The organism is Luteithermobacter gelatinilyticus, assembly GCF_005849285.1.
Taxonomy (GTDB): Bacteria; Pseudomonadota; Alphaproteobacteria; order Sphingomonadales; family Emcibacteraceae; genus Luteithermobacter; species Luteithermobacter gelatinilyticus.
The window spans coordinates 2,665,076-2,685,268 of the sequence record NZ_CP040517.1; the positions used below are offsets into that span (position 1 = coordinate 2,665,076).

A 20,193-nucleotide genomic window follows, 5' to 3' on the forward strand; every position below is an offset into this window, starting at 1 on the left:
TATCCGATGATCCAAAAAGCCTTGCGATCAGCCGTATACGGGCCGTCAACTACCCACGGATCAGACTCAGAGCCTTTTCGAACACGGCCTCTATATCCGAATTTGTGGTGTCAAGCAAGTGTGCGTTTTCCGCGGGTTTCAGGGGCGCAGTGGCCCGGGTCATGTCACGTTCATCCCGCAGGCGCAACTCCTCCAGAATCCGAGCATATTGTTCCGCCGTCCCCTGTTCGCCAAAAAGCTCCAGAAACCGCCGTTTTGCGCGGGTTTCCACATCCGCCGTGATAAAAAACTTATGGGTTGCATCAGGGCAGACCACGGTGCCGATGTCCCGGCCATCCAGCACCGCCCCCCGCTTGTTTCCCGGTGGCGTGGCCGCGAATTGCCGCTGATAGTCCAGAAGAATCCGGCGCACCTCAGGGATTGCCGCCACTTTCGAGGCTGCCGCCCCGGTCGATTCGCTTCTGAGTGCCGGATCGTCAAGATCAATTTCCGCCACATGCTCAGCGGCCCGGACGGCGTCGGCCTCATCCTCCGGATTGCCTCCGGCCCTGAGCACGCCAAGTCCCACGGCCCGATACAGCGCCCCGGTATCCAGATGGGCATAATCAAAATGGGCCGCCAGCCGCCGCGCCAACGTTCCCTTGCCAGACGCGGCCGGCCCGTCAATGGCGATAACGGTTATGGATTTGGCGGGGGCTGTCATGAGGATTCTCCAATATGAGCCCCAAGGCTGTTCATCAGTGGTGCAAACCCTGGAAAGCTGGTTTCAATTACCGACCCGTCATCCACCGTCACCGGATTTTTCGTTCTCAGCCCCAGGGTGAGAAAAGACATGGCGATCCGATGGTCCAGATGGGTGGCAATCAGGCAGCCGCCTTCAGGTACTGCGCCGCCAGTCACGGCCATGCCATCCTCAAACTCTTCCACCTGGACCCCGACTTTGCGCAGCCCCTCAACCATCAGGGCGATACGGTCGCTTTCCTTGACCCGCAGTTCCCCGGCACCGCGCATCACGGTAATACCTTCGGCAAAGGCGGCGGCAACACACAGAATCGGATATTCGTCGATCATGGACGGCGCCCGCCCGGGCGGCACGTTAATGGCTTTGAGTGTGCTGTGGCGGACCCTGAGATCGGCCACCGGTTCGCCGCATTCCTCACGGGCGTTCAGAAAGTCGATTTGCGCCCCCATATCCTTGAGCGTAAGAAACAGTCCGATGCGGTTCTCATTCAATCCCACATTTTCAATCAGGATGTCCGACCCCGGCGTAATCAGGGCGGCCACCACCGCAAAGGCGGCCGAAGACGGGTCTCCTGGCACTGCCATGGACCTGGCGACAAGTTCCGGTTGCCCCATAATGTCGATGACCCGGCCGCCCTTTTCATCCGTTACCGTTATCTCCACGCCGAAATGACGGAACATGCGTTCCGTATGATCTCGGGTCGGCACCGGTTCAATAATCGTGGTCCGCCCGGGCGTGTTCAGCGCCGCCAGCATTACGGCGGATTTGACCTGGGCCGAGGCCACAGGCACCTCATAGCGGATGGGCAAGGGGCTGGCCGTGCCCATAACCGTCAGCGGCAGGGTGCCATCTTCCGCACCGCTGAAGGTGGCCCCGAAGCGCTCAAGGGGGATCATGACCCGTTTCATGGGCCGGGACGACAGGGAGGCGTCCCCAATAAATGTCGCACTTATGGGATGAGTCGCTACCAGTCCCATCAAAAGCCGGGCCCCAGTGCCGGAGTTCCCCATGTCCAACGCCTGGTCCGGCTGTTTGAGAGCCCCAACGCCCCGCCCACGGACATGCCACACCCCGCTATCATCCCGCCGGATATCCGCCCCCAGGGCCTGCATCGCCCGGGCGGTATTGAGCACATCCTCACCTTCCAGAAGCCCCGTAATGAGGCTTTCGCCAAGCGCAAGAGCCCCCATGATCAGGGCCCGGTGAGAAATGGACTTGTCCCCGGGAACGGTGATCCGGCCCGTAAGTTTTTCGGCGGGGGAAGAAATCAGTTGTGGCATTGTATCAGGCTCTGTTGAATGGTCGGTATTGAACGATTCGCTGTTGAACAGTCATTGAACGATTATCGATAATGGGAACGATTACCGATAATGGAAACAGTTATTGATAGGGACCGTCCCGATATTATATCGATTATATCGCTTTTATTCCGGGTTTCTTTTTCTCTTGTCAAGCAAAGAACAAAAAGCCCCTGCAAAGTTCAGCACAAATGTCAGTTGTCAAAAGTTCGCCTCCAACATCAGCCTCAGGGTACGTCAAGATTATATTAAGCTTTGACACATGAGAAATATCATGGCAAAGGAAGCTTTTTGTAATGGAATCGATACAGGTTTAAGGAGACGACTATTGGCTAAACCTGAATGGGGCACAAAACGCCAATGCCCGAAATGTGGAACGCGCTTTTATGATCTTGGCAATGATGATCCGATCATGTGCATCAGCTGCGATCATAAATTCAAGCCTGAAATCATCTTGAAAAGCAAACAGCATCCTCTGGAGATCGAGGAGCCGGAAGACAACGTCAACGATGATGACGATCTGCTGCTGGATGAGGACGATCTTCTTGAGGATGATGATTCCGTCGACATTGACGAAGATGACGACACCACGATCCTGAGCGATGATGACGATGATGATGTGACCGGCGTCGTAGACGCCCCTGTCAAAAAGAAAACTGACGACTGATTAAAAAAATCACAATTTGGTCTTGATTATCGTCGCAAGGATGAATATGTATTGCATCGCCTGATTCACTTGAAGGGATTCCTCCCCCAATCCCCGAAGAAAACAGGCGAAAGTTTTGGAGAATGGGGCTATAGCTCAGCTGGGAGAGCGCTACAATGGCATTGTAGAGGTCAGCGGTTCGATCCCGCTTAGCTCCACCAAAACTTCAAACCTCCCCCCAAAAATCGCCCGGCCTCTGGCCGGGCTTTTTTGATCTGCGTCGTCAGAGTAAATTGTGAATAGAGAGTAAATTGTGAATAGGCCGTAGCTTCTCCCCAGCCGTTGCAGCGTTCTGTTTTTCACCCTCCCCTGCCTGACAACAGACGCTCACAACAAAATCTGGACAGTTTGCATCCGGGACCACATAATGCCCCGATTACAACCTGTTTTCTTCTTTATTGGGGATTGATTTGGGAGTTCCAGATGACCGACAATTACGATCTGATTATTGATCGCCGCCGCCTGCGCAAAAAAGTCACCTTCTGGCGCATCTGCGCCATTGTTCTGGCCGTCATTCTGTTCATCACCATGGTCAGCCCCGCCGGGCCGGTCAAGGGTCCCTATGTAGCGCGCATCACCGTTGAAGGGGTCATTCTGGAAAATCCGCGTCAGCTTGAAATCATCGCCGGCGTTGCCGAAGACGACTTCGCCAAGGCCCTGATTATTCATATCAACAGTCCCGGCGGCGGCAGCACCGCCAGCGAACAACTTTATCATGCCATCCGGCAGGTGGCCGCCATCAAACCTGTGGCAGTGACCATGGGATCGCTGGCAGCATCGGGGGGATATATCACCGCCCTTGCCGGGGACAGGATATTCGCCCGTGAGACCACCATCACCGGCTCCATCGGCGTGATCATGCAATATACCCATATCGGGGAACTGATGGACAAAATCGGCATTGGCAGCCAAAAAATCGCCAGCGGACGACTGAAAGGTGAACCTGATGGTTTCAATCCCCTGAGCGAAGAAGCTCGCAAGGTCTATCAGGGCATGATCGATGACAGTTACGACTGGTTCACCACCCTGGTCGCTGAACGCCGGGATATGGCGCTTGACGAGGTGCGCGCCCTGGCCGACGGACGAGTTTATACCGGCCGACAGGCACTCTCAAACGGCTTGGTCGATTCTCTCGGCGGGACACCCGAAGCCCGGGCCTGGTTGAAAGAGGAACACGGCATAAATCCTGATTTGCCGGTCATTGACGTGGATAAAAGCCCCCGGGAACGCCTGTTTGAAGAATTTCTTACTACAATTGCAGGAAAAACTCCTTTTAATGAAGTACTTAGCCTTGACGGGCTGGTCTCACTCTGGCAACCTAATTCCTATTGATAACAACAAATAGGGAAAAGTCGATGATAAAGTCGGAGCTGATCAACCGTCTCGTGGAGGCCAACCCGCATCTTTATCAACGTGATGTTGAACGCATCGTGAATACGATTTTCGAGGAAATCACCAACGCTCTGGCGGAGGGAAACCGGGTCGAGCTTCGGGGATTTGGGGCATTTTCGGTAAAATACCGGCCTGCACGCTCCGGCCGCAACCCTCGCACCGGGGAAAATGTTCATGTTCCTGAAAAATATGTACCGTATTTCAAGACCGGCAAAGACCTCAGGGAAAAACTGAACGGGAAATAAACGGGCGATCGACACAATACCATCCCGCAGGACCGCCTGCGGATGTTTTGGTGTGTTTGGCTCTGATTTTTCCCCTCATCGCCCGGCCAAAGATCAACACAACCCGTGCGGAACAGGTTGTCTTCACGCAGAATGGGTTGTATGTACACATTGTATGTACACAGTTGTATGCACACAATGTGACAACTTAATTGTGACAACTTAATTTCGGCTTTTATTCATGCGCTTTTTTTCCTGGGCCGTTTTTGCGGTTTTTACCCTGTTTTGTGTGATCATTGCGGTTTCCAACCAGGACATGGTTCATTTTTCCCTGTCTCCCTTTCCTGTGGAACTGGAAATGCCGGTTTATCTGCTGGTGTTTTTGGGCATTTTCATCGGTCTTGGCGCCGGCTGGCTGGTGGCCATCAGAAGCTCTTTCCGCGAGGCCCGCATTCGCCGGCGCCAGGAAAAGCGGATCAGGGATCTAGAAAATGAGCTAAAATCCTTGTCAAGCCCCGCCGTTCATGAGACAAACGGCCCCAAGACATGACTGCGGGCCGGCCCCTGCGGCCGGGTCCGGGACAGAACCCTAAACACCGGAACAGTACAGCATGACATTTCTGGACGCATACCAGCGCATTTTCTGCGCCCTGGATACTACGGAAACGGATCAGGCCTTTACTCTGGCAAAGCGCCTCAAATCCCATGTGGGCGGCGTTAAACTGGGGCTTGAGTTTTTCGGCGCCAACGGTCCCGCCGGGTTCAGAACCGTCGCCGAAAGCGGTCAATCCATTTTTCTGGACCTGAAACTGCACGATATTCCTAACACCGTGGCAAGTGCAATCCATGCCCTGATGCCGCTGAAACCGCATATTATGACCGTTCATACCGCCGGTGGTCCCGCCATGATGGCCGCAGCAGTCCAGGCCGCGAGCGACGCCGCGGACCGGGCTGGATGTGCGCGCCCGCTGATGGTCGGGGTCACGGTACTGACCAGCCTGGACGGTGACGATCTGGCGGCAGTGGGATATCAGCCGGATGTGGCGGCCCAAGTGACCAAAATGGCCCGTCTGGCCCAGGACAGCGGCCTTGACGGCGTGGTCTGCTCCCCCCTCGAAATCGACCTGATCCGCGAAGCCTGCGGCCCCGGGTTCAAACTGGTGGTTCCCGGTATTCGCCCCGCCGGCAGCGCCCGCGGCGATCAGAAACGCATCATGACCCCGCGTCAGGCGGTAGACCGCGGGGCCGATTATATTGTTATTGGCCGGCCCATCACCCAGGCCGCTGACCCGGTTCAGGCCGCCCGGGCCATCGCGGAAGAGCTGAAAGGCTGACCTATGCCAGTAGCGGTAAAGATATGTGGTCTCAGCACACCAGAAACGGTGCGGGTCGCCGCGGAAGCCGGAGCGGCCTATGTAGGATTTGTTTTCTTCCCCCCCTCACCGCGCCACATCAGCACGGAACAGGCCGCAGCATTGGCCGCCGGGGTTCCCGGTCGGATGCGCAAAGTAGGGGTTTTTGTGGATCCCACAGACGCCCTTCTGGACGAGACTATCGCCCGGGTGGATCTGGATATCCTGCAATTACACGGCCAGGAGACCCCGGCGCGGGTTCGGGACATCCGCGCCCGCTATGGCCGCGACGTGATGAAAGCCATTGCCGTGGCGGAGCCCGCAGACATCGAGACGGCAAAATCCTATGAAAGCGTCAGCGACCTATTGCTGTTTGATGCAAAAGCGCCTAAAACTCTGGAAAATGCGCTGCCCGGCGGCAACGGCCTGGTGTTTGACTGGCAGTTGATCCGACAGGAAAACTGGAGCCGTCCCTGGATGCTCTCCGGCGGTCTGGACAGCGACAATGTCGCCGAGGCCATTACCACCAGCGGCGCCAAGATCGTAGACGTTTCCAGTGGTGTCGAAAGCCGCCCGGGACAGAAAGACGTCGGCAAAATACAGGATTTTATCAGGGCCGCCCACACGACGCGTTGATGGGCGGAGGCAAGACGAGGAAAATTCATGACGGGCAAAGATACGCCACAGCCCAACAGCTATCGCAAGGGACCGGACCCAGAAGGACATTTTGGCATTTTCGGCGGCCGTTATGTGGCCGAGACCCTGATGCCGCTGATCCTGGACCTGGAACAGGCCTATAAGGAAGCCAGGAATGATCCGGCTTTTGAGAAGGAATTCAAAAGCCTGCTCAGCGATTATGTCGGCCGGCCCAGCCCGCTCTATTTTGCCGAACGGCTGAGCGATCACCTGGGCGGCGCAAAGGTTTACTTCAAGCGCGAGGAACTCAACCATACCGGCGCACACAAGATCAACAACTGCATCGGGCAGATCCTTCTGGCGCGGCGCATGGGCAAGACCCGCATCATCGCCGAAACCGGTGCCGGCCAGCATGGGGTAGCCACCGCTACTGTCTGTGCGCGGTTTGGCATAAAATGCGTGATCTATATGGGGGCCAAGGATATTGAACGGCAGAAACCCAATGTGTTCCGGATGAAACTTCTGGGGGCGGAAGTGGTGCCGGTGACCTCTGGCTCGCAAAGCCTTAAAGACGCCATGAATGACGCCTTGCGCGACTGGGTCGCCAATGTGGCAGATACCTTTTATCTGATCGGCACGGCAGCCGGGCCGCACCCCTATCCGGAACTGGTGCGGGATTTCCAGTGTGTCATCGGCGAAGAAACCCGCGAGCAAATCCTGGCCCTGGAAGGCCGTCTGCCCGACAGCCTTGTGGCCTGCGTCGGCGGCGGGTCCAACGCCATCGGCCTGTTTCATCCGTTCTTGGATGAGGATTGCGAAATTTACGGCGTGGAAGCGGCGGGGCATGGTCTGGACACTGACAAACACGCCGCCTCACTCACTGGCGGACGCCCGGGCGTGCTGCATGGCAACCGTACTTATCTGCTGATGGACGGGGACGGACAGATTACCGAAGCCCACAGCATTTCCGCGGGCCTCGACTATCCGGGGATCGGACCGGAGCACAGTTTCCTGCATCAGTCAGGGCGCGTCACCTATGTGCCCATTACAGACCGGGAAGCGCTGGAAGCCTTTCAGGTCTGCACCGAATATGAAGGCATCATCCCAGCCCTGGAAAGCGCGCACGCCATTGCCTTTGTGCTCAAAAAAGCTCCGACACTGCCCCGGGATCATCTGATGGTGATGAATCTGTCCGGACGGGGGGATAAGGATATTTTCACCGTTGCCGAAGCGTTGGGTGCCGAGATCTGAGGAAAAGAGAGTATGGGTGTAGAACGTATTGAGCGGAAGTTTGCGGACCTGAAAGCCCAGGGACGGGCGGGGCTGGTGACCTTCACCACTGCTGGTGACCCAACTTATGACCGCTCGCTCCGGCTGCTCAAGGGACTGCCCAAGGCCGGGGCCGACATTATCGAACTGGGAATGCCGTTTTCCGATCCGATGGCTGATGGGCCCGCCATTCAGGCCGCAAGTCTCCGGGCGCTCCAGGCTGGCATGACGGTGCATAAATATCTTGATATGGTGCGGGCCTTTCGCGAAGGGGACCAGGACACGCCGCTTATTCTGATGGGCTATTACAACCCCATTTATGTTTATGGGGTTAATACCTTTCTCAAAGATGCGCTTGAGGCCGGCGTGGATGGCCTGATTATCGTGGACCTGCCGCCGGAGGAAGACGCCGAACTGGCCGTGCCCGCGCGTAAGGCCGGTATGGGGTTCATTCACCTGGCCACGCCGACCACCGATGCGGCGCGGCTCAAAAAAATTACCGCACATGGTTCAGGATTTCTGTATTATGTATCCATTGCCGGCATTACCGGCACACGCACGCCGGATTTGGCCTCCGTTAAACGGGCGCTGGAGAGTTTCCGGGGAAAAACCGATCTGCCGCTGGCGGTAGGCTTTGGTATTAAAACCCCGGCCCATGCGGCGGCTTTTGCGGAATTTGCCGATGCAGTGGTGGTGGGATCGGCCATTGTCGACCTAATGGCCGAGCTTGTCGCCGGTGAGGAAAATCTTGCAAATTCCGAGGCAGAGGCTAAAGTCCTCTCTTTCGTCAAGGAGCTTGCCACGGGAGTCCGCAGGGCCCGGCAGAAGGCCTGAAACCGGCCCCTGGAACCGGCCCTTGATATCGGCAAGCGTTATCAGGGATTATGGAAGAAGGTAGAAGATGAACTGGCTGACCAATTATGTACGTCCCAAAATCCGGGCGGTCCTGAAACAGAAGAAAGAAACCCCGGACAATCTTTGGCATAAATGTAAAAATTGCGGACAGCTCCTCTATATCAAGGACCTGGAAGCCAATCTTCACGTCTGCCCCCATTGCGATTATCATGAGCGGATTGGGCCCCGTCAGCGTTTTGACAACCTGTTCAACGGTGGGGAATACACCCTGATCGATCTGCCCAAACCCAAGGAAGATCCGCTGAAATTCAAGGACCAGAAAAAATATACCGACCGCCTCAAGGCGGCTCGGGCCCGGTCCGAATTTGATGATGCCATTGCCGTGGCCTATGGCAAGATTGGCAATGTGAATACCGTTGTGGCAGTTCAGAATTTCCTGTTCATGGGCGGTTCCATGGGTATGGCCGTCGGCGAAGGGATCATTGCCGCCGCCCAGCATGCCGTGGAGAAAAAAGCCCCGCTGGTGATTTTTTCCGCCGCTGGCGGCGCGCGCATGCAGGAGGGCATCCTGTCGCTGATGCAGATGCCGCGCACCACTGTGGCCATTGAAATGGTCAAGGATGCGAAACTACCCTATATTGTAGTGCTGACCGATCCCACCACCGGCGGGGTGACGGCATCTTACGCCATGCTGGGCGACGTGCATATTGCCGAACCCAATGCGCTGATCTGTTTTGCCGGCCCCCGGGTCATCAAGGATACCATCCGCGAAGAACTACCCGAAGGATTCCAAAGATCCGAATATCTTCTGGAACACGGGATGCTGGACATGATCGTGCACCGCAAGGACATGCGCAACAAGCTGGAACAGCTGCTCTCGCTGCTGATGAAGCAGCCTGGCACCCTTGCCCTTACTCATGACACCTAAGTTTGTCCATAAGTTTGCCCATGACAATACAGTCCGCCGGTCGGCCCGATGACAAGATCAGTGACAAGATCCTTGAGCGGCTTTACCGGCTGCACCCCAAAAAAATCGACCTGTCATTGGGACGTATGGAACGGATCCTTGCCGCGCTGGATCACCCCGAACGCCGCTTGCCGCCCGTCATCCATGTTGCCGGAACCAACGGCAAAGGCTCCACCACCGCTTATCTGCGCGCCATGCTGGAGGCGGCAGGGCTTAGGGTGCATGTCTATACCTCGCCCCATCTGGTAAAATTCGCCGAACGGATCCGACTGGCGGGCCAGCTCATTCACGAAGAACATCTGGCCAGAGTTCTGGAAGAGTGTGAAAAAGCCAATGGCGGGGCGCCGATCACCTATTTTGAAATCACCACCGCCGCCGCTTTCAAGGCCTTTTCTGAGACGCCCGCGGATGTGGTGGTGCTGGAAGTGGGATTGGGCGGACGTCTTGACGCCACCAATGTCATCGACCGCCCCCTGTCCACGGTGATTACCCCCGTCTCACTGGACCATGAACAGTTTCTAGGCAATGAGGTTGCCGGAATCGCCCGGGAGAAGGCCGGAATCGCCAAACCGGGCGTGCCGCTGGTCATTGCCCCACAAGTCCCGGAAGCGGCGGCCGCCATCGCTGAGGAAGCCGCACGCCGGGGCGCCATCACCCTGCCCTGTGGCGTGGCCTGGCGGGTGCAACGCACAGGGAAAGGTTTTGTTTATGAAGACGAAGGGGACCGGCTAACCCTGCCCCGTCCCAATCTGCATGGAGCGCACCAGATCGACAATGCCGCCCTTGCCCTTGCCGCACTCCGTCATCAGGACCATTTTACCCTGACCCACGAACAGATATGCCGGGGACTCACCTCGGCCGTGTGGCCCGCCCGCCTTCAGGATCTGTCGCGGACGGCCCTCGCCGCGCCTTTGCCGAAAGGCAGTGAATTATGGTTAGACGGCGGTCACAACCCGGCGGCGGGGGACATCATTGCCGCGGCCTTTCGCGACAGGACGGATCTGCCGCTATATCTCGTTTGCGGCATGATGGCCAACAAGGATACACGCGGGTTCCTGAAACCATTGGCCCCGCTTGTCCAGGAAGTGTTTGGCCTGAAAGTGGAAGGCGAAGACAGCCATTCAGCCGAAGACATCGCCGCCATGGCCCGGGACGTGGGGCTCAATACCCGGGCCGTCACAGGTTTGGATCAGGCCCTGCACCAGATTGCCGCCCGGTCTGCACCGGCGCGGGTGCTGATCTGCGGCTCGTTATATTTGGCGGGGCAGGTACTGGCACGACTGGAATAACCTGTCCCATGAATTGCCGCGATAAATTGCCGCACCGGCCCAGAAAAATCTGGTACTTACTCGCAATCACAGGAAACAGGAAACTGCCATCGCAACCTCCCGGAAAGGCTTCAGAAAGATAAGGTCTCAGAAAAATCACAGAATCAGAAAAGGCGCCGGTCTCCCGGCGCCTTTCCCGCTCTAAGCTTCTGGGGGGTGAAGCTTAAAGATTTTCGTTCAGCCAGTTGGCCAGATCCGTTTTGGAGGTGGACCCGATCTTCATGGCCGCTACCTCGCCGTTTTTGAACAGCAGCATGGTAGGAATGCTGCGCACGCCGTAACGAGTAGGGGCTTCCGGGTTTTCATCAATATTCACTTTGGCGATGGTCAGCTTATCGGCCATGTCCCCGGACAATTCTTCCAGCACCGGACCAAGCTGTTTACACGGACCGCACCATTCCGCCCAGAAATCCACAAGAACCGGTTTGTCTGATTTTAAAACCTCATTTTCAAAACCGGCATCCGTTACTGCAATCGTGCTCATTATTCTTTCCTTAGATTTGTTATTTAAACAATTGCGTCAAATGTAAGAAGCCACCCCTGCAACGTCAAGGGGAGAAACACCTCAAACAAATGTGAACGGCAAATGTGATCATAACTTTATGCTCGCCAGCCGTTCTTCCGGCAATTCCATCAGCCGGGCCTCATCGGTCCATAGCAGGGCACACCGCACACGCCTGTCGGGATAAAGATCGGCAAGAATGCGGCGATAAGCGGCCATCTGTTTCAGATACACCATCGGTACCTGCGTTACATCGGCCGGCGGCGGACGGTTGGTTTTGTAATCCACAATCATGATGTCCCGTTCGGTAATCACCAGCCGGTCCACCTGGCCGGAGACCGGCGTGGTACCGATCACCCCCACTAGGGGCACCTCTGCCCGGCTGCCCGGGCCATAAAGCGGGGCGAACTCCTTGTGCTCCAGGATAGTCCGAACCTCATTCAGGATGCGGTCCTGTTCTTCGGGCGGAAGGTCATGCGCCGGTTGAGAGAGAAAACGCCGCGCTGCCGCCATCCGTTTGTCCGCAGCGAGTTCCGGTAAAATTTCCAGCAGGCGATGCAGCAACCGCCCTCGATGGAAACGACGCTGGTCCTGTTCCCGACGCGCCGCCGCCCGCAACGGGCTTTGCACGGCGGGCTCCTCCTCATCGGGGCGGGACGGGCTGAGCGGACGGGGGGGTACCGGTTCCGCCCGGGGCGGGGTACGGGCCCAGACCGGCAACGGCTCAACCGGCCGCTCCTGGGCGGCGGCCGGAGGCGGCGGCGTTTCTGCCTTGGTCTGGGCGCATTCATATCGCCGCAACGGCTGATCATTCCAGCCTTCTGTCTCCACAACGCCCTCAAGGGTTTGCATAGCCCCCTCGATCAGACTGTACCAGCAGCCAGCCTCGCGCCCGTTGCGGCCTTCCCAGCCGGTTACATACAAGCGGTCTTCGGCCCGGGTCAACGCCACATACAACAACCGCAAATATTCCTCGTCCCGAACCTGATTGATCCTGTCCCGGGCGGTTCTCGCAGGTCCCAGCTCATTTTTCGCCCCCCCCGGCCACAGCATCATCGGGCCGTCTGCAGTTTCCACCCACAGAATTTTCGACCCTTTTTTGGGCCGCTGACAGGTATCGGGCAGAATCACCACCGGCGCCTGTAATCCCTTGGCCCCATGAACGGTCATGATCCGTACCTCGCCCTTACCCTGCTCCATGTCCCGTTTGATTTCCAGCCGGCCGCTTTCCAGCCAACTTAGAAAACCTTGCAACGCGGGAATATTGTTTTGTTCATAGGACATGGCGAGGGTCAGAAATTCATCCATCGGATCAATGGCCTCTTCCCCAAGGCGCGCCAGAAGCCTCTCCCGCCCGTCAAGCGGCCCCAGAAGATAGGAATAAAACTCGAATGGCGGCGCAAAATCCGCCGCATTGGTCAGTTGCACAAGCCAGGCGGCGGCATCGGCAAAGACCGGTTTTTCCTCCCGCCGGCGCAACAGGGACGCCCACAGGCTTTCCCCCGGCGCTTTACCTCGACACAAAGCATACAGATCATCTTCGGAAAACCCCACAAACGGGCTTTTAAGCACCACAGCCAGGGTCAAATCATCCTCGGGCAGCAGCACGAAATTCCCCACCGCCATCAAGTCCATCACCGCCAGTTGCTCCAGCAGTTTCATTTTATCCTGCCCGGCTACCGGAATGCCGCGCAGCTTCAATGCCCGGATCAGATAATCGTCAAACTTAGAACGGTGCCGCACCAGAATCAGAATATCGCCGGGGGTAATGGGGCGGTTCCTGGCCTCAAGTATTTCCCCGGTGTCCAACCAGTCCTGAATTTTATCGGCAATCCGCGTTGCCAAGCGCATTTCCGCACTCAGGGACGGTTCCTGTATCACCGGCGGGGCCCAGTCTTCCGGGGCCGACACCTCGCGGGGCTGCTCCGTGGGCCATAACTCCACCAGCCCCGCCTCCCCTGTGCGGTGGGCGATATGGGCGATTTCGGCTTCACTAAAGGCCAGCGCCAAGCGTCGCTCAGACGCCCTGAACACTTCATCAACTACCGTCAGAACGGCTTGGGTGGATCGGAAGGACAGGTCAAGGCTCACCTCATGAAACCCCAACCGTGCCGCCGCGGCCCGTTCTGCGAAATGCTGACGGCTGGCCACAAATTCCCGCGGCTCGGCCCGCTGAAAGCTATAGATGGACTGCTTGACATCGCCCACAGCAAAAATGGTGCGCGGAATATCCCGCGCCCCTTCCCCAACAAAAAATTCATTGGCAAGGGTACGGATCACCTGCCACTGTTCCGGGTTGGTGTCCTGGGCCTCGTCAATCAGAATATGATCAATGCCGCCGTCCAGTTTAAACAACACCCAGTCCGCCACATCAGCCCGCCCCAGAAGCCGGGTCACCGTGAGGATCAGGTCATCATAATCCAGCACCGCATGACGCCTTTTACTGTCCCGGTAGGCCCCGATAAAGGCCGCCCCAATGGTCAGCAGCGCCTCGCTGTTTTCCAGCATCTCCACAAGCCTCAATTTCTGGGAGAGCAACCGCAACCTCTCGGCCTCGGCCTCAAGAATAGTCTCTGCCTGGGGAAAGGCTTCAGCCGGTTTTTTGGTGATCAGGCGAGCCAGTATTTCCCCATCCTGCTTCAGGAATTGCCCCATATAGGTGACAAGAAAATCCGGCCGGCCTTTCGGGTCTGAAAGCCAGCGGGCGATGGCCTCGCCACGGGCCCGGTCGGTTTTCGTGCCCTCAAGCAGTGCCGCCATAACCAATCGCAGGCCCACTTCGTTAAAGGCCAGGTTGTCACAGGCCGCCGCAATAATATCCTTGCGGCTTTCCGTGGGGGAAAGTCCCAGAAACCGGCGCAGCACCAGAATCGCCCGATTGACGGTCCTGAAACGCCCCATCAGCCGCTCCAGCCGGCCGCGCTCCCCCACCAGCTCCCCAATCAGTTCGGCAAAGGTCTGTTCTGTCATGCGCCGGGAAATATGCCCGAGCGCCTCTGCCAGTTCCGGATTGGCTTCGGCTCGGGCCTCCCCCAGCACGACATCACGGGCCTGTTTGAGATAATCCCGCGCCGTCAGTTCATCAATCACCTCGAAATGAGGAGCGATACGGGCTTCCAGGGGGAACCGTCCCAGCATGGACTGGCAAAAAGAATGAATGGTCTGGATTTTGAGCCCGCCCGGCACATCCAGCACCTCGGCAAACAGTTTGCGCGCCTTGGCGCAGGTCTGTTCATCGGGCAGGCCACCCAGAAGGTCTGCAAGCTGGTGCAGTAACAGAGCCTCGTCACACACCGCCCATTCAGCCAGGCGGTCATTAAGACGGTTGGCCATTTCCGCCGCCGCCGCCTTGGTGAAGGTCAGACACAACAGCCTTTCCGGCGGCGTGCCCGACAACATCAGCCGCAACACCCGGTTGGTCAGGACAAAGGTTTTGCCAGTGCCCGCCGAGGCCCCCACCCAGGCAGACGCGTTAGGATCCGCGGCGCGGGTCTGTTCCGGTGTCTGGCTCATGTCCTTTCTCCCCGGTCTTTAGTGTTGGTGTTATGATTCGTGTCTTTGGGAGGTATATCTTTCAGACGCCCCTGCCATTCCTTGACCCGGGCCAGGTGGTCATATTCCCCGTACCCCAGCACGTCGGGGCGGGGGGTACTGAGATAAGGCGTTTCACGCTGGTCAAAGCTGGCAATCAGCTGAACAAGCCCCGCGCGGGATTTGTCGATCAACTCGGACACATTAATCTTGGCCTGACGGATGCCGGCTTCATGGAAACTGGTGATCTTTGCCGGCTCATCCCCGCCTTTCAACTGCCAGTAACTCAGCTCCCCGACCACTCCTGACAGCCCCTTGAAACCGCCAGCCTGCAATATGACGCCTTCCAGCGGCAATTGTGGGGCATATCCGGCATGAAGCTGGCGGGGCGTGGCGCTCTGCCCGGTCTTATAATCAATAATGCTGTAACTGCCATCTGCACGCCGGTCGATCCGGTCGGCCTGGGCTGTCAGGCAGAACACGCCCCCGGGCGCGTCAAGCTCAAGCCTGCCGGAGATTTCCGTCGCGACCGTGGTAAGCCCCTCGGCCCGGCGGCGACGTTCATTATCCACAAACCATTCGGCAATCTGGACAAACCGCGGCCACCAGAATGCCCAGACCGTCGGCCGGTCCAGCACATGCGTAAATTCCTCCCGCCCCATCTCGATCAACCGGTCGTGGGCGTCTTCGGGCAGGTGATCAGCATATTCCCGCATGAACCAGTCCAGTGCCGCATGAATGATGATCCCTTTGTCCGCAGCACCGGGGTCTGCATCCAGCGGGTCAAGCGGCTTGAGATTCAGAATATACCGGGCATAGAGGCTGTAGGGATCACGCATCCAGGTCTGTATGGCCGTGACCGACAACTGTCGTGGCCGGTCCTCCACGGGCGGAGTCGGACGCGGCGGGTGGATTTCGACCGGCTGGGCGGGCTGATCCAGTAACCGGTACCAGTCGGCCCAGCACGCCGTCTTGGGGTGCAGATAGCCGGGCGGCACAATCGCCTCCATACGGGCGAGCCACCGGGACTTAACTGTTGGCGTGCCATCCTGTTTTTCTGCCCGGGTCAGAACCACGTTCGGGGCGGAGGCGGCCTGAATAAAATCATGGGCGCTCAGGCCGATTTTCTGTTCCAAGGATGGCAGACCAAACTTTTCCCGCATGGGCCGGCTCATCCACGGATCGATGGTGGCCTCTGGCGGCCAACTGCCTTCGTTCAGACCGGCGAGAATGACTAGATCCGCATGTTGCAGCCGTGCTTCCAGCGGCCCCCAGATATTGAGCCGTGGATGCTGTCCATAACGCGGCCGGACCGTCACCTCGCGCATAAAAACTTCCAGAAGGGCGGGATATTGCTCGGGCGGCAGGGATGGCAGGCTGTCCGCCGCCAGCTGTAATTCCTCCACCAGCCGGGCGGCCTGTTCTCCGGCGTCGCCTTTCCAGAGGCGCGCTTCCCCGACTTCCTCATCCGTCGCCGCCAGCGCTTCGGCCATGGTGATATGGGCCTTGAGCAGGGCCCCAAAAGAGGCCGCCTTACGGTTCAGAAGTGTCTCCATCGGCGCCAGATGGGCCGCCACGCCGCTCCACCATTCCTCCAGCGCCTGAAGCGGGCCGGTCTCGGGGCCTTTTTCCTCAATCGCGGCCATGAGCGCCGCACGGATGCCCTTCAGTCCCCCACCCGGACGAGGGCCTCGCAACAGGTTTTTTTCAAGCTGGCGTACCCGCTTGCGGAAAATGCCCGGGTCCTGCCCGGCGCACATGAACGGGTGTTTTAGGGCGCTCAGCAAAGGCACCGGCGCAAATTGCTCGGCCACCATGCGGGCCGTCAGCCGCAGATACACGCCCGGCGGCGTGTTAAACAGGGGGGTACCGGCGCTGTCGTCAATGACAATATCCCAGCGGCGCAATTCCCCCGCCACTCGACGGGCCAACTGGCGGTCCGGGGTAATGAGGGCGGCAGTCCGTCCTTCCTCCTCCAGCGCCCGACGCAGCATGAGCGCAATCACACCAGCCTCCTCCCGAGGGCCGGGCAGGTCAAGGCGGATCAGCCCCTTTGTTGCCGCCTCCAGATCCACATCCATCTCCCGCCAGCGGTCCGTGGTTGCCGCCGGGCGCATGATTTCCGTCAGCAACCGTTCCCGTGCCGGCGGACTTTGTGACAGGGCGGCGCTGACGCCGGCGCAAAAATGCGACAGCCAGTCCCGCACCTCGATACGTTCGGCACCTATCTTTTGCAGCAACTGTTTCATGGTATATTGCGGATGGGTCGGCTCCAGGGCCTGCCAGCTTTCTTCATCCATATTTACATCCATGCCGGGCAGAACCACCATTCCCCGGGGCAAACGGGCAATCACCTCCAGCAGATCAGCCGTCGCCGGAATCGACCCGGTAGACCCCGCCGCAATCACGGGATGGGTCGGCGGATTTTGCAGCCACTGTTGTCTAAGTCCTTCCAGTAACCGGTTGCGCCGGGCCGCCGCATCCATATGCCCTGTGGCCGCAAGCACACCGGGCCAGTTCTGGGTCAGAATTTTCAGAAACTCCAGGGTTTCCTGCCAGTGGACGGCATAATCTTCCGGCACCAGCTCCTTCAGGTCATCAAACGACAGCCGCTCCGTCTGCACCTGGTCAAGAAACCGCCCCAGCGCCCCTGCCAGAATGGCCGACTGGGCCACTTCGGGCGGATCTTCCCCCCGGCGTTTGTACCAGCGGGTAATAACCTCCATCAGTAGCATTTGTCGCTGATATGGGGAAATCGGCGGCGGCAGGTCCGGCGTGTCGATGCCCTGTGGCAGCGCCGCCGCACCTAGCAGCATTTCGTCCTCCTCCACGTCGCCAATGGGCTGCAAACGCGGCAACAGGATGGACTTTCCTCCGCTTAGGCGCAGAAAAGCCTCCCTGAGGGAGCGGACCCCCCGCCGGTTGGGCAGCAGGATCAGCACATCGCTTAACGATAGCGGGTCCTGACCGAAACGCGTCATCACCCCCTGGGCCAGCGCATCCACAAAAGAATAGCGGGCCGGGATGGTATAAAGTTCCGGTGCCTTGCCCAGTTGTCGCGCCATCAGTTAGTCTCCCCCCCTGTCGTCAGAAGCTGTTCAATACGGGCCAGCGCCGCCGGTGTGCCCACGTGATACCAGCCGCCTTCATGCACCTGCCCATACAGACGGCCCCGCCGGGCGGCCGCCTGAAATATGTCCCGCAGGGAAAAAGGTCCCTCTGGCGTTTGCTGAAAAAGCGTCGGGCTCATGATCATCACGCCGGCATACATATAATCTGCCCCGGCATCTTCCTCATTCCCCCTTTTGCGCGGCGTGAGCCGACCATCGCCGGCCAGATGGAAGTCTCCCGGCCCGTCATATCCCACCGCCTTCGTTGTGGGCATCAGCAGCATCAGGATGTCCATTTTATCCGCATCCCAGCCGGCCGCCAGACGATGCAACATCAGTTCCGGCGCGGTCGTGTCCGCCTCTGTCCAGATCAGATCGCTGTTCAGGACATAAAAAGCCGCCCCGCCAAGATGAGGCAACGCCTTTTTCACCCCGCCGCCGCTATCCAGCAATCGGTCCCGTTCATCGGACAGAATAATCTTCGGCCGCGGATCCGGGCGTTGAGCAAGGGCCTGTTCGATCTGGTCGGCGCGGTAATGCACATTGATGACCGCCTGACTTACCCCGGCGGCGGCAAGACCGTCGAGAATCCGGCTCAACATGTCCCGACCCGCAACCGGAATCAGGGGTTTGGGCACATGATCAGTAAGCGGGCGCATACGAGTCCCAAGCCCCGCCGCTAGCACCATAGCCCTGTCGGGCATGGATGGTTTAAGACGGGGGGGCGTCTCCCGGCATTCAGCCGGTACCGCCGACGTCATCCACTGTCTGATTTCGGCTAACGCCGGATGCCGCAGGTCCCGTTCCAGAAGCCCCCAGACCCGGGGAATGAGAGACAGATATTTATGTTTGCTGTCGCGGTGGGCCAGTCGGGCAAAAATGCCTATGATCTTAGTGTTGCGCTGGGCCCCAAGCAGGGCGTAATCCCTTAAGAAACTCCCCCGCGACAATCCCGATTTTTCCAGATAATAATCCAGCAGCCGCTCTTCCAGTTCCGCCGGCACATCCCGCCGCGCATCCTGCAACAGGCTGACCAGGTCATAGGCCCGATGTCCCACCAGCGCATCCTGAAAGTCCAGAAGCCCCGTCGCGGCCACCCCTTTTCGGTCGTCAAGAGCAATCAGGTTTTCGGCATGATAGTCCCTGAGCACCAGACAATCGCGACTGTCCTTCACCGGGGCGAGGGCAACAGCCCAAAGATCAAGGAATGTTCGGCGTTCGTCAGAAGACAGCCGTTTTCCCCGCAGCGCCGGCAGATACCAGTCCACAAACAGGGCCACCTCGCGCAACAGGGCCGCCGCGTCATACGGCGGCACGGTCCAGAACGCCTTGTCGGCGACAAACAGGGTCCCGGGCGGCGGCTGGTTATGCAAATGAAGTAACAGGTCCACCGCTTGGCGATACAGGGCGCGTTCTCGGCCGGGGTGTGTGGCGATGACCCGGGCAAACAGATCGTCCCCCAGATCTTCCAACAGCAACAGGCCCGCCGCCTGATCCGCCGCTAGAATCGCTGGCGCGGACAGGGAGAGATCCCGCAAATGCCGGGCTATGGCCATAAAGGGGACTACATCCTCAAAGGCCGGCGGGGCATCCATGAGAATGGCCGTCAGCCCTGCCTTTTCCAGCCGCTCATAGCGCCGGAAAGAGGCGTCTCCGGCCACGGGACGGCGCCGGGCATCCGCCCATCCTTTGCGGGCGAGAAAAGCGGTGATGATTTCCCCCCGTTCAGTCATTGCCGGTCCCGGTTGTCCCTGTCTCTGTCTGTTCCAGTCCGGCAAGCCGCCCCTTCCAGTGCGCCGGCCCTTCCAGGGTCAGAAGACGCTGTTGTGCCGAGGGCAGGATTTCCAGCCTAAGCCGCAAATGATCCCGTGGCAGCATCCCGCCCATACGATCCGGCCATTCAATCAGGCTCACAGCCCCTTCAAACGCCTCCTCAATGCCCAGTTCATACACCTCCTGCGGCTCTTCCAGGCGATACAGGTCAAAGTGCCAAACGGCGGGGGTTTCCAGGTCCTCTGCCGGTGGTTCATAGATTTGCACCAGGGTGAAGGTAGGACTGGGAACTTCCTCGTCATAGCCGAGAGCCTGGATAACCGCCCGGCAAAAGGCCGTTTTTCCCGCCCCCAGATCGCCTTCCAGCGCGATAATGTCTCCCGGCTGCAACCGTCGTGCAAATGCCGCCGCGAATGTTTCCGTGTCCGACAGGCCGCCGAGTTTTTTCTGAAAAATAATGTTTTTTGTCACCGTTTCCTGTCACAGTTTCATATCATGGAGATTACCC

The 20,193-nt window shown here is 58.5% G+C and carries 17 protein-coding genes and 1 tRNA gene; 11 read left to right on the forward strand and 7 right to left on the reverse strand.

The genetic code is table 11. The annotated features are described in order from the left end of the window. Positions 1–49: 49 nt before the first annotated feature. Together cmk and aroA are read right to left on the reverse strand one after the other, a co-directional pair. Positions 50–703, reverse strand: a complete 654-nt coding sequence (gene cmk / locus FE788_RS12005; RefSeq protein ID WP_138380863.1) for a (d)CMP kinase — start codon at positions 701–703, stop codon at positions 50–52. Continuing rightward, complete coding sequence (gene aroA / locus FE788_RS12010) at positions 700–2,022, reverse strand: 3-phosphoshikimate 1-carboxyvinyltransferase (protein WP_138380864.1); 1,323 nt, start codon at positions 2,020–2,022, stop codon at positions 700–702. The genes cmk and aroA overlap by 4 nt, the downstream gene beginning before the upstream one ends. Positions 2,023–2,368: 346 nt before the next feature. On the opposite strand from aroA, the gene FE788_RS12015 reads away from it, so the two are divergent. From FE788_RS12015 to FE788_RS12065, 11 genes are all read left to right on the forward strand, one after another. Next, positions 2,369–2,707, forward strand: a complete 339-nt coding sequence (locus tag FE788_RS12015) for an FYDLN acid domain-containing protein (RefSeq protein ID WP_138380865.1) — start codon at positions 2,369–2,371, stop codon at positions 2,705–2,707. Between the two features lie 124 nt (positions 2,708–2,831). Beyond that, positions 2,832–2,907, forward strand: a tRNA-Ala gene (locus FE788_RS12020). Positions 2,908–3,169: 262 nt separating this feature from the next. Continuing rightward, positions 3,170–4,078, forward strand: a complete 909-nt coding sequence (gene sppA, locus FE788_RS12025; RefSeq protein WP_138380866.1) for a signal peptide peptidase SppA — start codon at positions 3,170–3,172, stop codon at positions 4,076–4,078. Positions 4,079–4,101: 23 nt separating this feature from the next. Beyond that, on the forward strand, positions 4,102–4,383 hold the full coding sequence (ihfB, locus tag FE788_RS12030) for an integration host factor subunit beta (protein WP_138380867.1): 282 nt from the start codon (positions 4,102–4,104) through the stop codon (positions 4,381–4,383). 220 nt (positions 4,384–4,603) lie between these two features. Then, on the forward strand, positions 4,604–4,912 hold the full coding sequence (locus FE788_RS12035; protein WP_138380868.1) for a LapA family protein: 309 nt from the start codon (positions 4,604–4,606) through the stop codon (positions 4,910–4,912). Positions 4,913–4,973: 61 nt separating this feature from the next. After that, a complete protein-coding gene (gene pyrF / locus FE788_RS12040) occupies positions 4,974–5,696 on the forward strand; it encodes an orotidine-5'-phosphate decarboxylase (protein ID WP_138380869.1) in 723 nt (240 codons plus the stop codon). Positions 5,697–5,699: 3 nt separating this feature from the next. Continuing rightward, entirely contained in the window at positions 5,700–6,350 is a 651-nt protein-coding gene (locus tag FE788_RS12045; protein WP_138380870.1) for a phosphoribosylanthranilate isomerase, read from the forward strand. A 27-nt stretch (positions 6,351–6,377) separates the two neighbouring features. Beyond that, on the forward strand, positions 6,378–7,601 hold the full coding sequence (trpB, locus tag FE788_RS12050; protein ID WP_138380871.1) for a tryptophan synthase subunit beta: 1,224 nt from the start codon (positions 6,378–6,380) through the stop codon (positions 7,599–7,601). A gap of 12 nt (positions 7,602–7,613) precedes the next feature. Then, the gene (gene trpA / locus FE788_RS12055; protein ID WP_138380872.1) at positions 7,614–8,453 is read left to right on the forward strand and encodes a tryptophan synthase subunit alpha; all 840 of its coding nucleotides are present in this window, start codon (positions 7,614–7,616) and stop codon (positions 8,451–8,453) included. A gap of 67 nt (positions 8,454–8,520) precedes the next feature. Further along, positions 8,521–9,402: an acetyl-CoA carboxylase, carboxyltransferase subunit beta gene (accD, locus tag FE788_RS12060; RefSeq protein ID WP_138380873.1), complete on the forward strand. Its 882-nt coding sequence runs from the start codon at positions 8,521–8,523 to the stop codon at positions 9,400–9,402. Between the two features lie 20 nt (positions 9,403–9,422). Beyond that, positions 9,423–10,730, forward strand: a complete 1,308-nt coding sequence (locus FE788_RS12065; protein ID WP_138380874.1) for a bifunctional folylpolyglutamate synthase/dihydrofolate synthase — start codon at positions 9,423–9,425, stop codon at positions 10,728–10,730. Positions 10,731–10,932: 202 nt separating this feature from the next. On the opposite strand, the gene trxA is transcribed toward FE788_RS12065, so the two are convergent. From trxA to tsaE, 5 genes are all read right to left on the reverse strand, one after another. Next, complete coding sequence (gene trxA / locus FE788_RS12070) at positions 10,933–11,253, reverse strand: thioredoxin (RefSeq protein WP_138380875.1); 321 nt, start codon at positions 11,251–11,253, stop codon at positions 10,933–10,935. 108 nt (positions 11,254–11,361) lie between these two features. Beyond that, positions 11,362–14,784 (reverse strand): double-strand break repair helicase AddA, encoded by a 3,423-nt coding sequence (gene addA, locus FE788_RS12075; RefSeq protein WP_138380876.1) that lies wholly within the window; start codon positions 14,782–14,784, stop codon positions 11,362–11,364. Then, entirely contained in the window at positions 14,781–17,867 is a 3,087-nt protein-coding gene (gene addB, locus FE788_RS12080) for a double-strand break repair protein AddB (RefSeq protein ID WP_138380877.1), read from the reverse strand. The genes addA and addB overlap by 4 nt, the downstream gene beginning before the upstream one ends. Further along, the gene (locus FE788_RS14240; RefSeq protein ID WP_138380878.1) at positions 17,867–19,645 is read right to left on the reverse strand and encodes a phosphotransferase; all 1,779 of its coding nucleotides are present in this window, start codon (positions 19,643–19,645) and stop codon (positions 17,867–17,869) included. Before FE788_RS14240 ends, addB begins: the two co-directional genes overlap by 1 nt. Beyond that, positions 19,638–20,156 (reverse strand): tRNA (adenosine(37)-N6)-threonylcarbamoyltransferase complex ATPase subunit type 1 TsaE, encoded by a 519-nt coding sequence (gene tsaE, locus FE788_RS12090; RefSeq protein WP_210413963.1) that lies wholly within the window; start codon positions 20,154–20,156, stop codon positions 19,638–19,640. The genes FE788_RS14240 and tsaE overlap by 8 nt, the downstream gene beginning before the upstream one ends. Positions 20,157–20,193: the final 37 nt, after the last annotated feature.

Bases quoted from the DNA above. Each gene is read 5' to 3' on its own strand.
- cmk (WP_138380863.1), bottom strand. From the start codon at position 703: ATGACAGCCCCCGCCAAATCCATAACCGTTATCGCCATTGACGGGCCG.
- aroA (WP_138380864.1), bottom strand. From the start codon at position 2,022: ATGCCACAACTGATTTCTTCCCCCGCCGAAAAACTTACGGGCCGGATC.
- sppA (WP_138380866.1), top strand. From the start codon at position 3,170: ATGACCGACAATTACGATCTGATTATTGATCGCCGCCGCCTGCGCAAA.
- ihfB (WP_138380867.1), top strand. From the start codon at position 4,102: ATGATAAAGTCGGAGCTGATCAACCGTCTCGTGGAGGCCAACCCGCAT.
- FE788_RS12035 (WP_138380868.1), top strand. From the start codon at position 4,604: ATGCGCTTTTTTTCCTGGGCCGTTTTTGCGGTTTTTACCCTGTTTTGT.
- pyrF (WP_138380869.1), top strand. From the start codon at position 4,974: ATGACATTTCTGGACGCATACCAGCGCATTTTCTGCGCCCTGGATACT.
- FE788_RS12045 (WP_138380870.1), top strand. From the start codon at position 5,700: ATGCCAGTAGCGGTAAAGATATGTGGTCTCAGCACACCAGAAACGGTG.
- trpB (WP_138380871.1), top strand. From the start codon at position 6,378: ATGACGGGCAAAGATACGCCACAGCCCAACAGCTATCGCAAGGGACCG.
- trpA (WP_138380872.1), top strand. From the start codon at position 7,614: ATGGGTGTAGAACGTATTGAGCGGAAGTTTGCGGACCTGAAAGCCCAG.
- accD (WP_138380873.1), top strand. From the start codon at position 8,521: ATGAACTGGCTGACCAATTATGTACGTCCCAAAATCCGGGCGGTCCTG.
- FE788_RS12065 (WP_138380874.1), top strand. From the start codon at position 9,423: ATGACAATACAGTCCGCCGGTCGGCCCGATGACAAGATCAGTGACAAG.
- trxA (WP_138380875.1), bottom strand. From the start codon at position 11,253: ATGAGCACGATTGCAGTAACGGATGCCGGTTTTGAAAATGAGGTTTTA.
- addA (WP_138380876.1), bottom strand. From the start codon at position 14,784: ATGAGCCAGACACCGGAACAGACCCGCGCCGCGGATCCTAACGCGTCT.
- addB (WP_138380877.1), bottom strand. From the start codon at position 17,867: ATGGCGCGACAACTGGGCAAGGCACCGGAACTTTATACCATCCCGGCC.
- FE788_RS14240 (WP_138380878.1), bottom strand. From the start codon at position 19,645: ATGACTGAACGGGGGGAAATCATCACCGCTTTTCTCGCCCGCAAAGGA.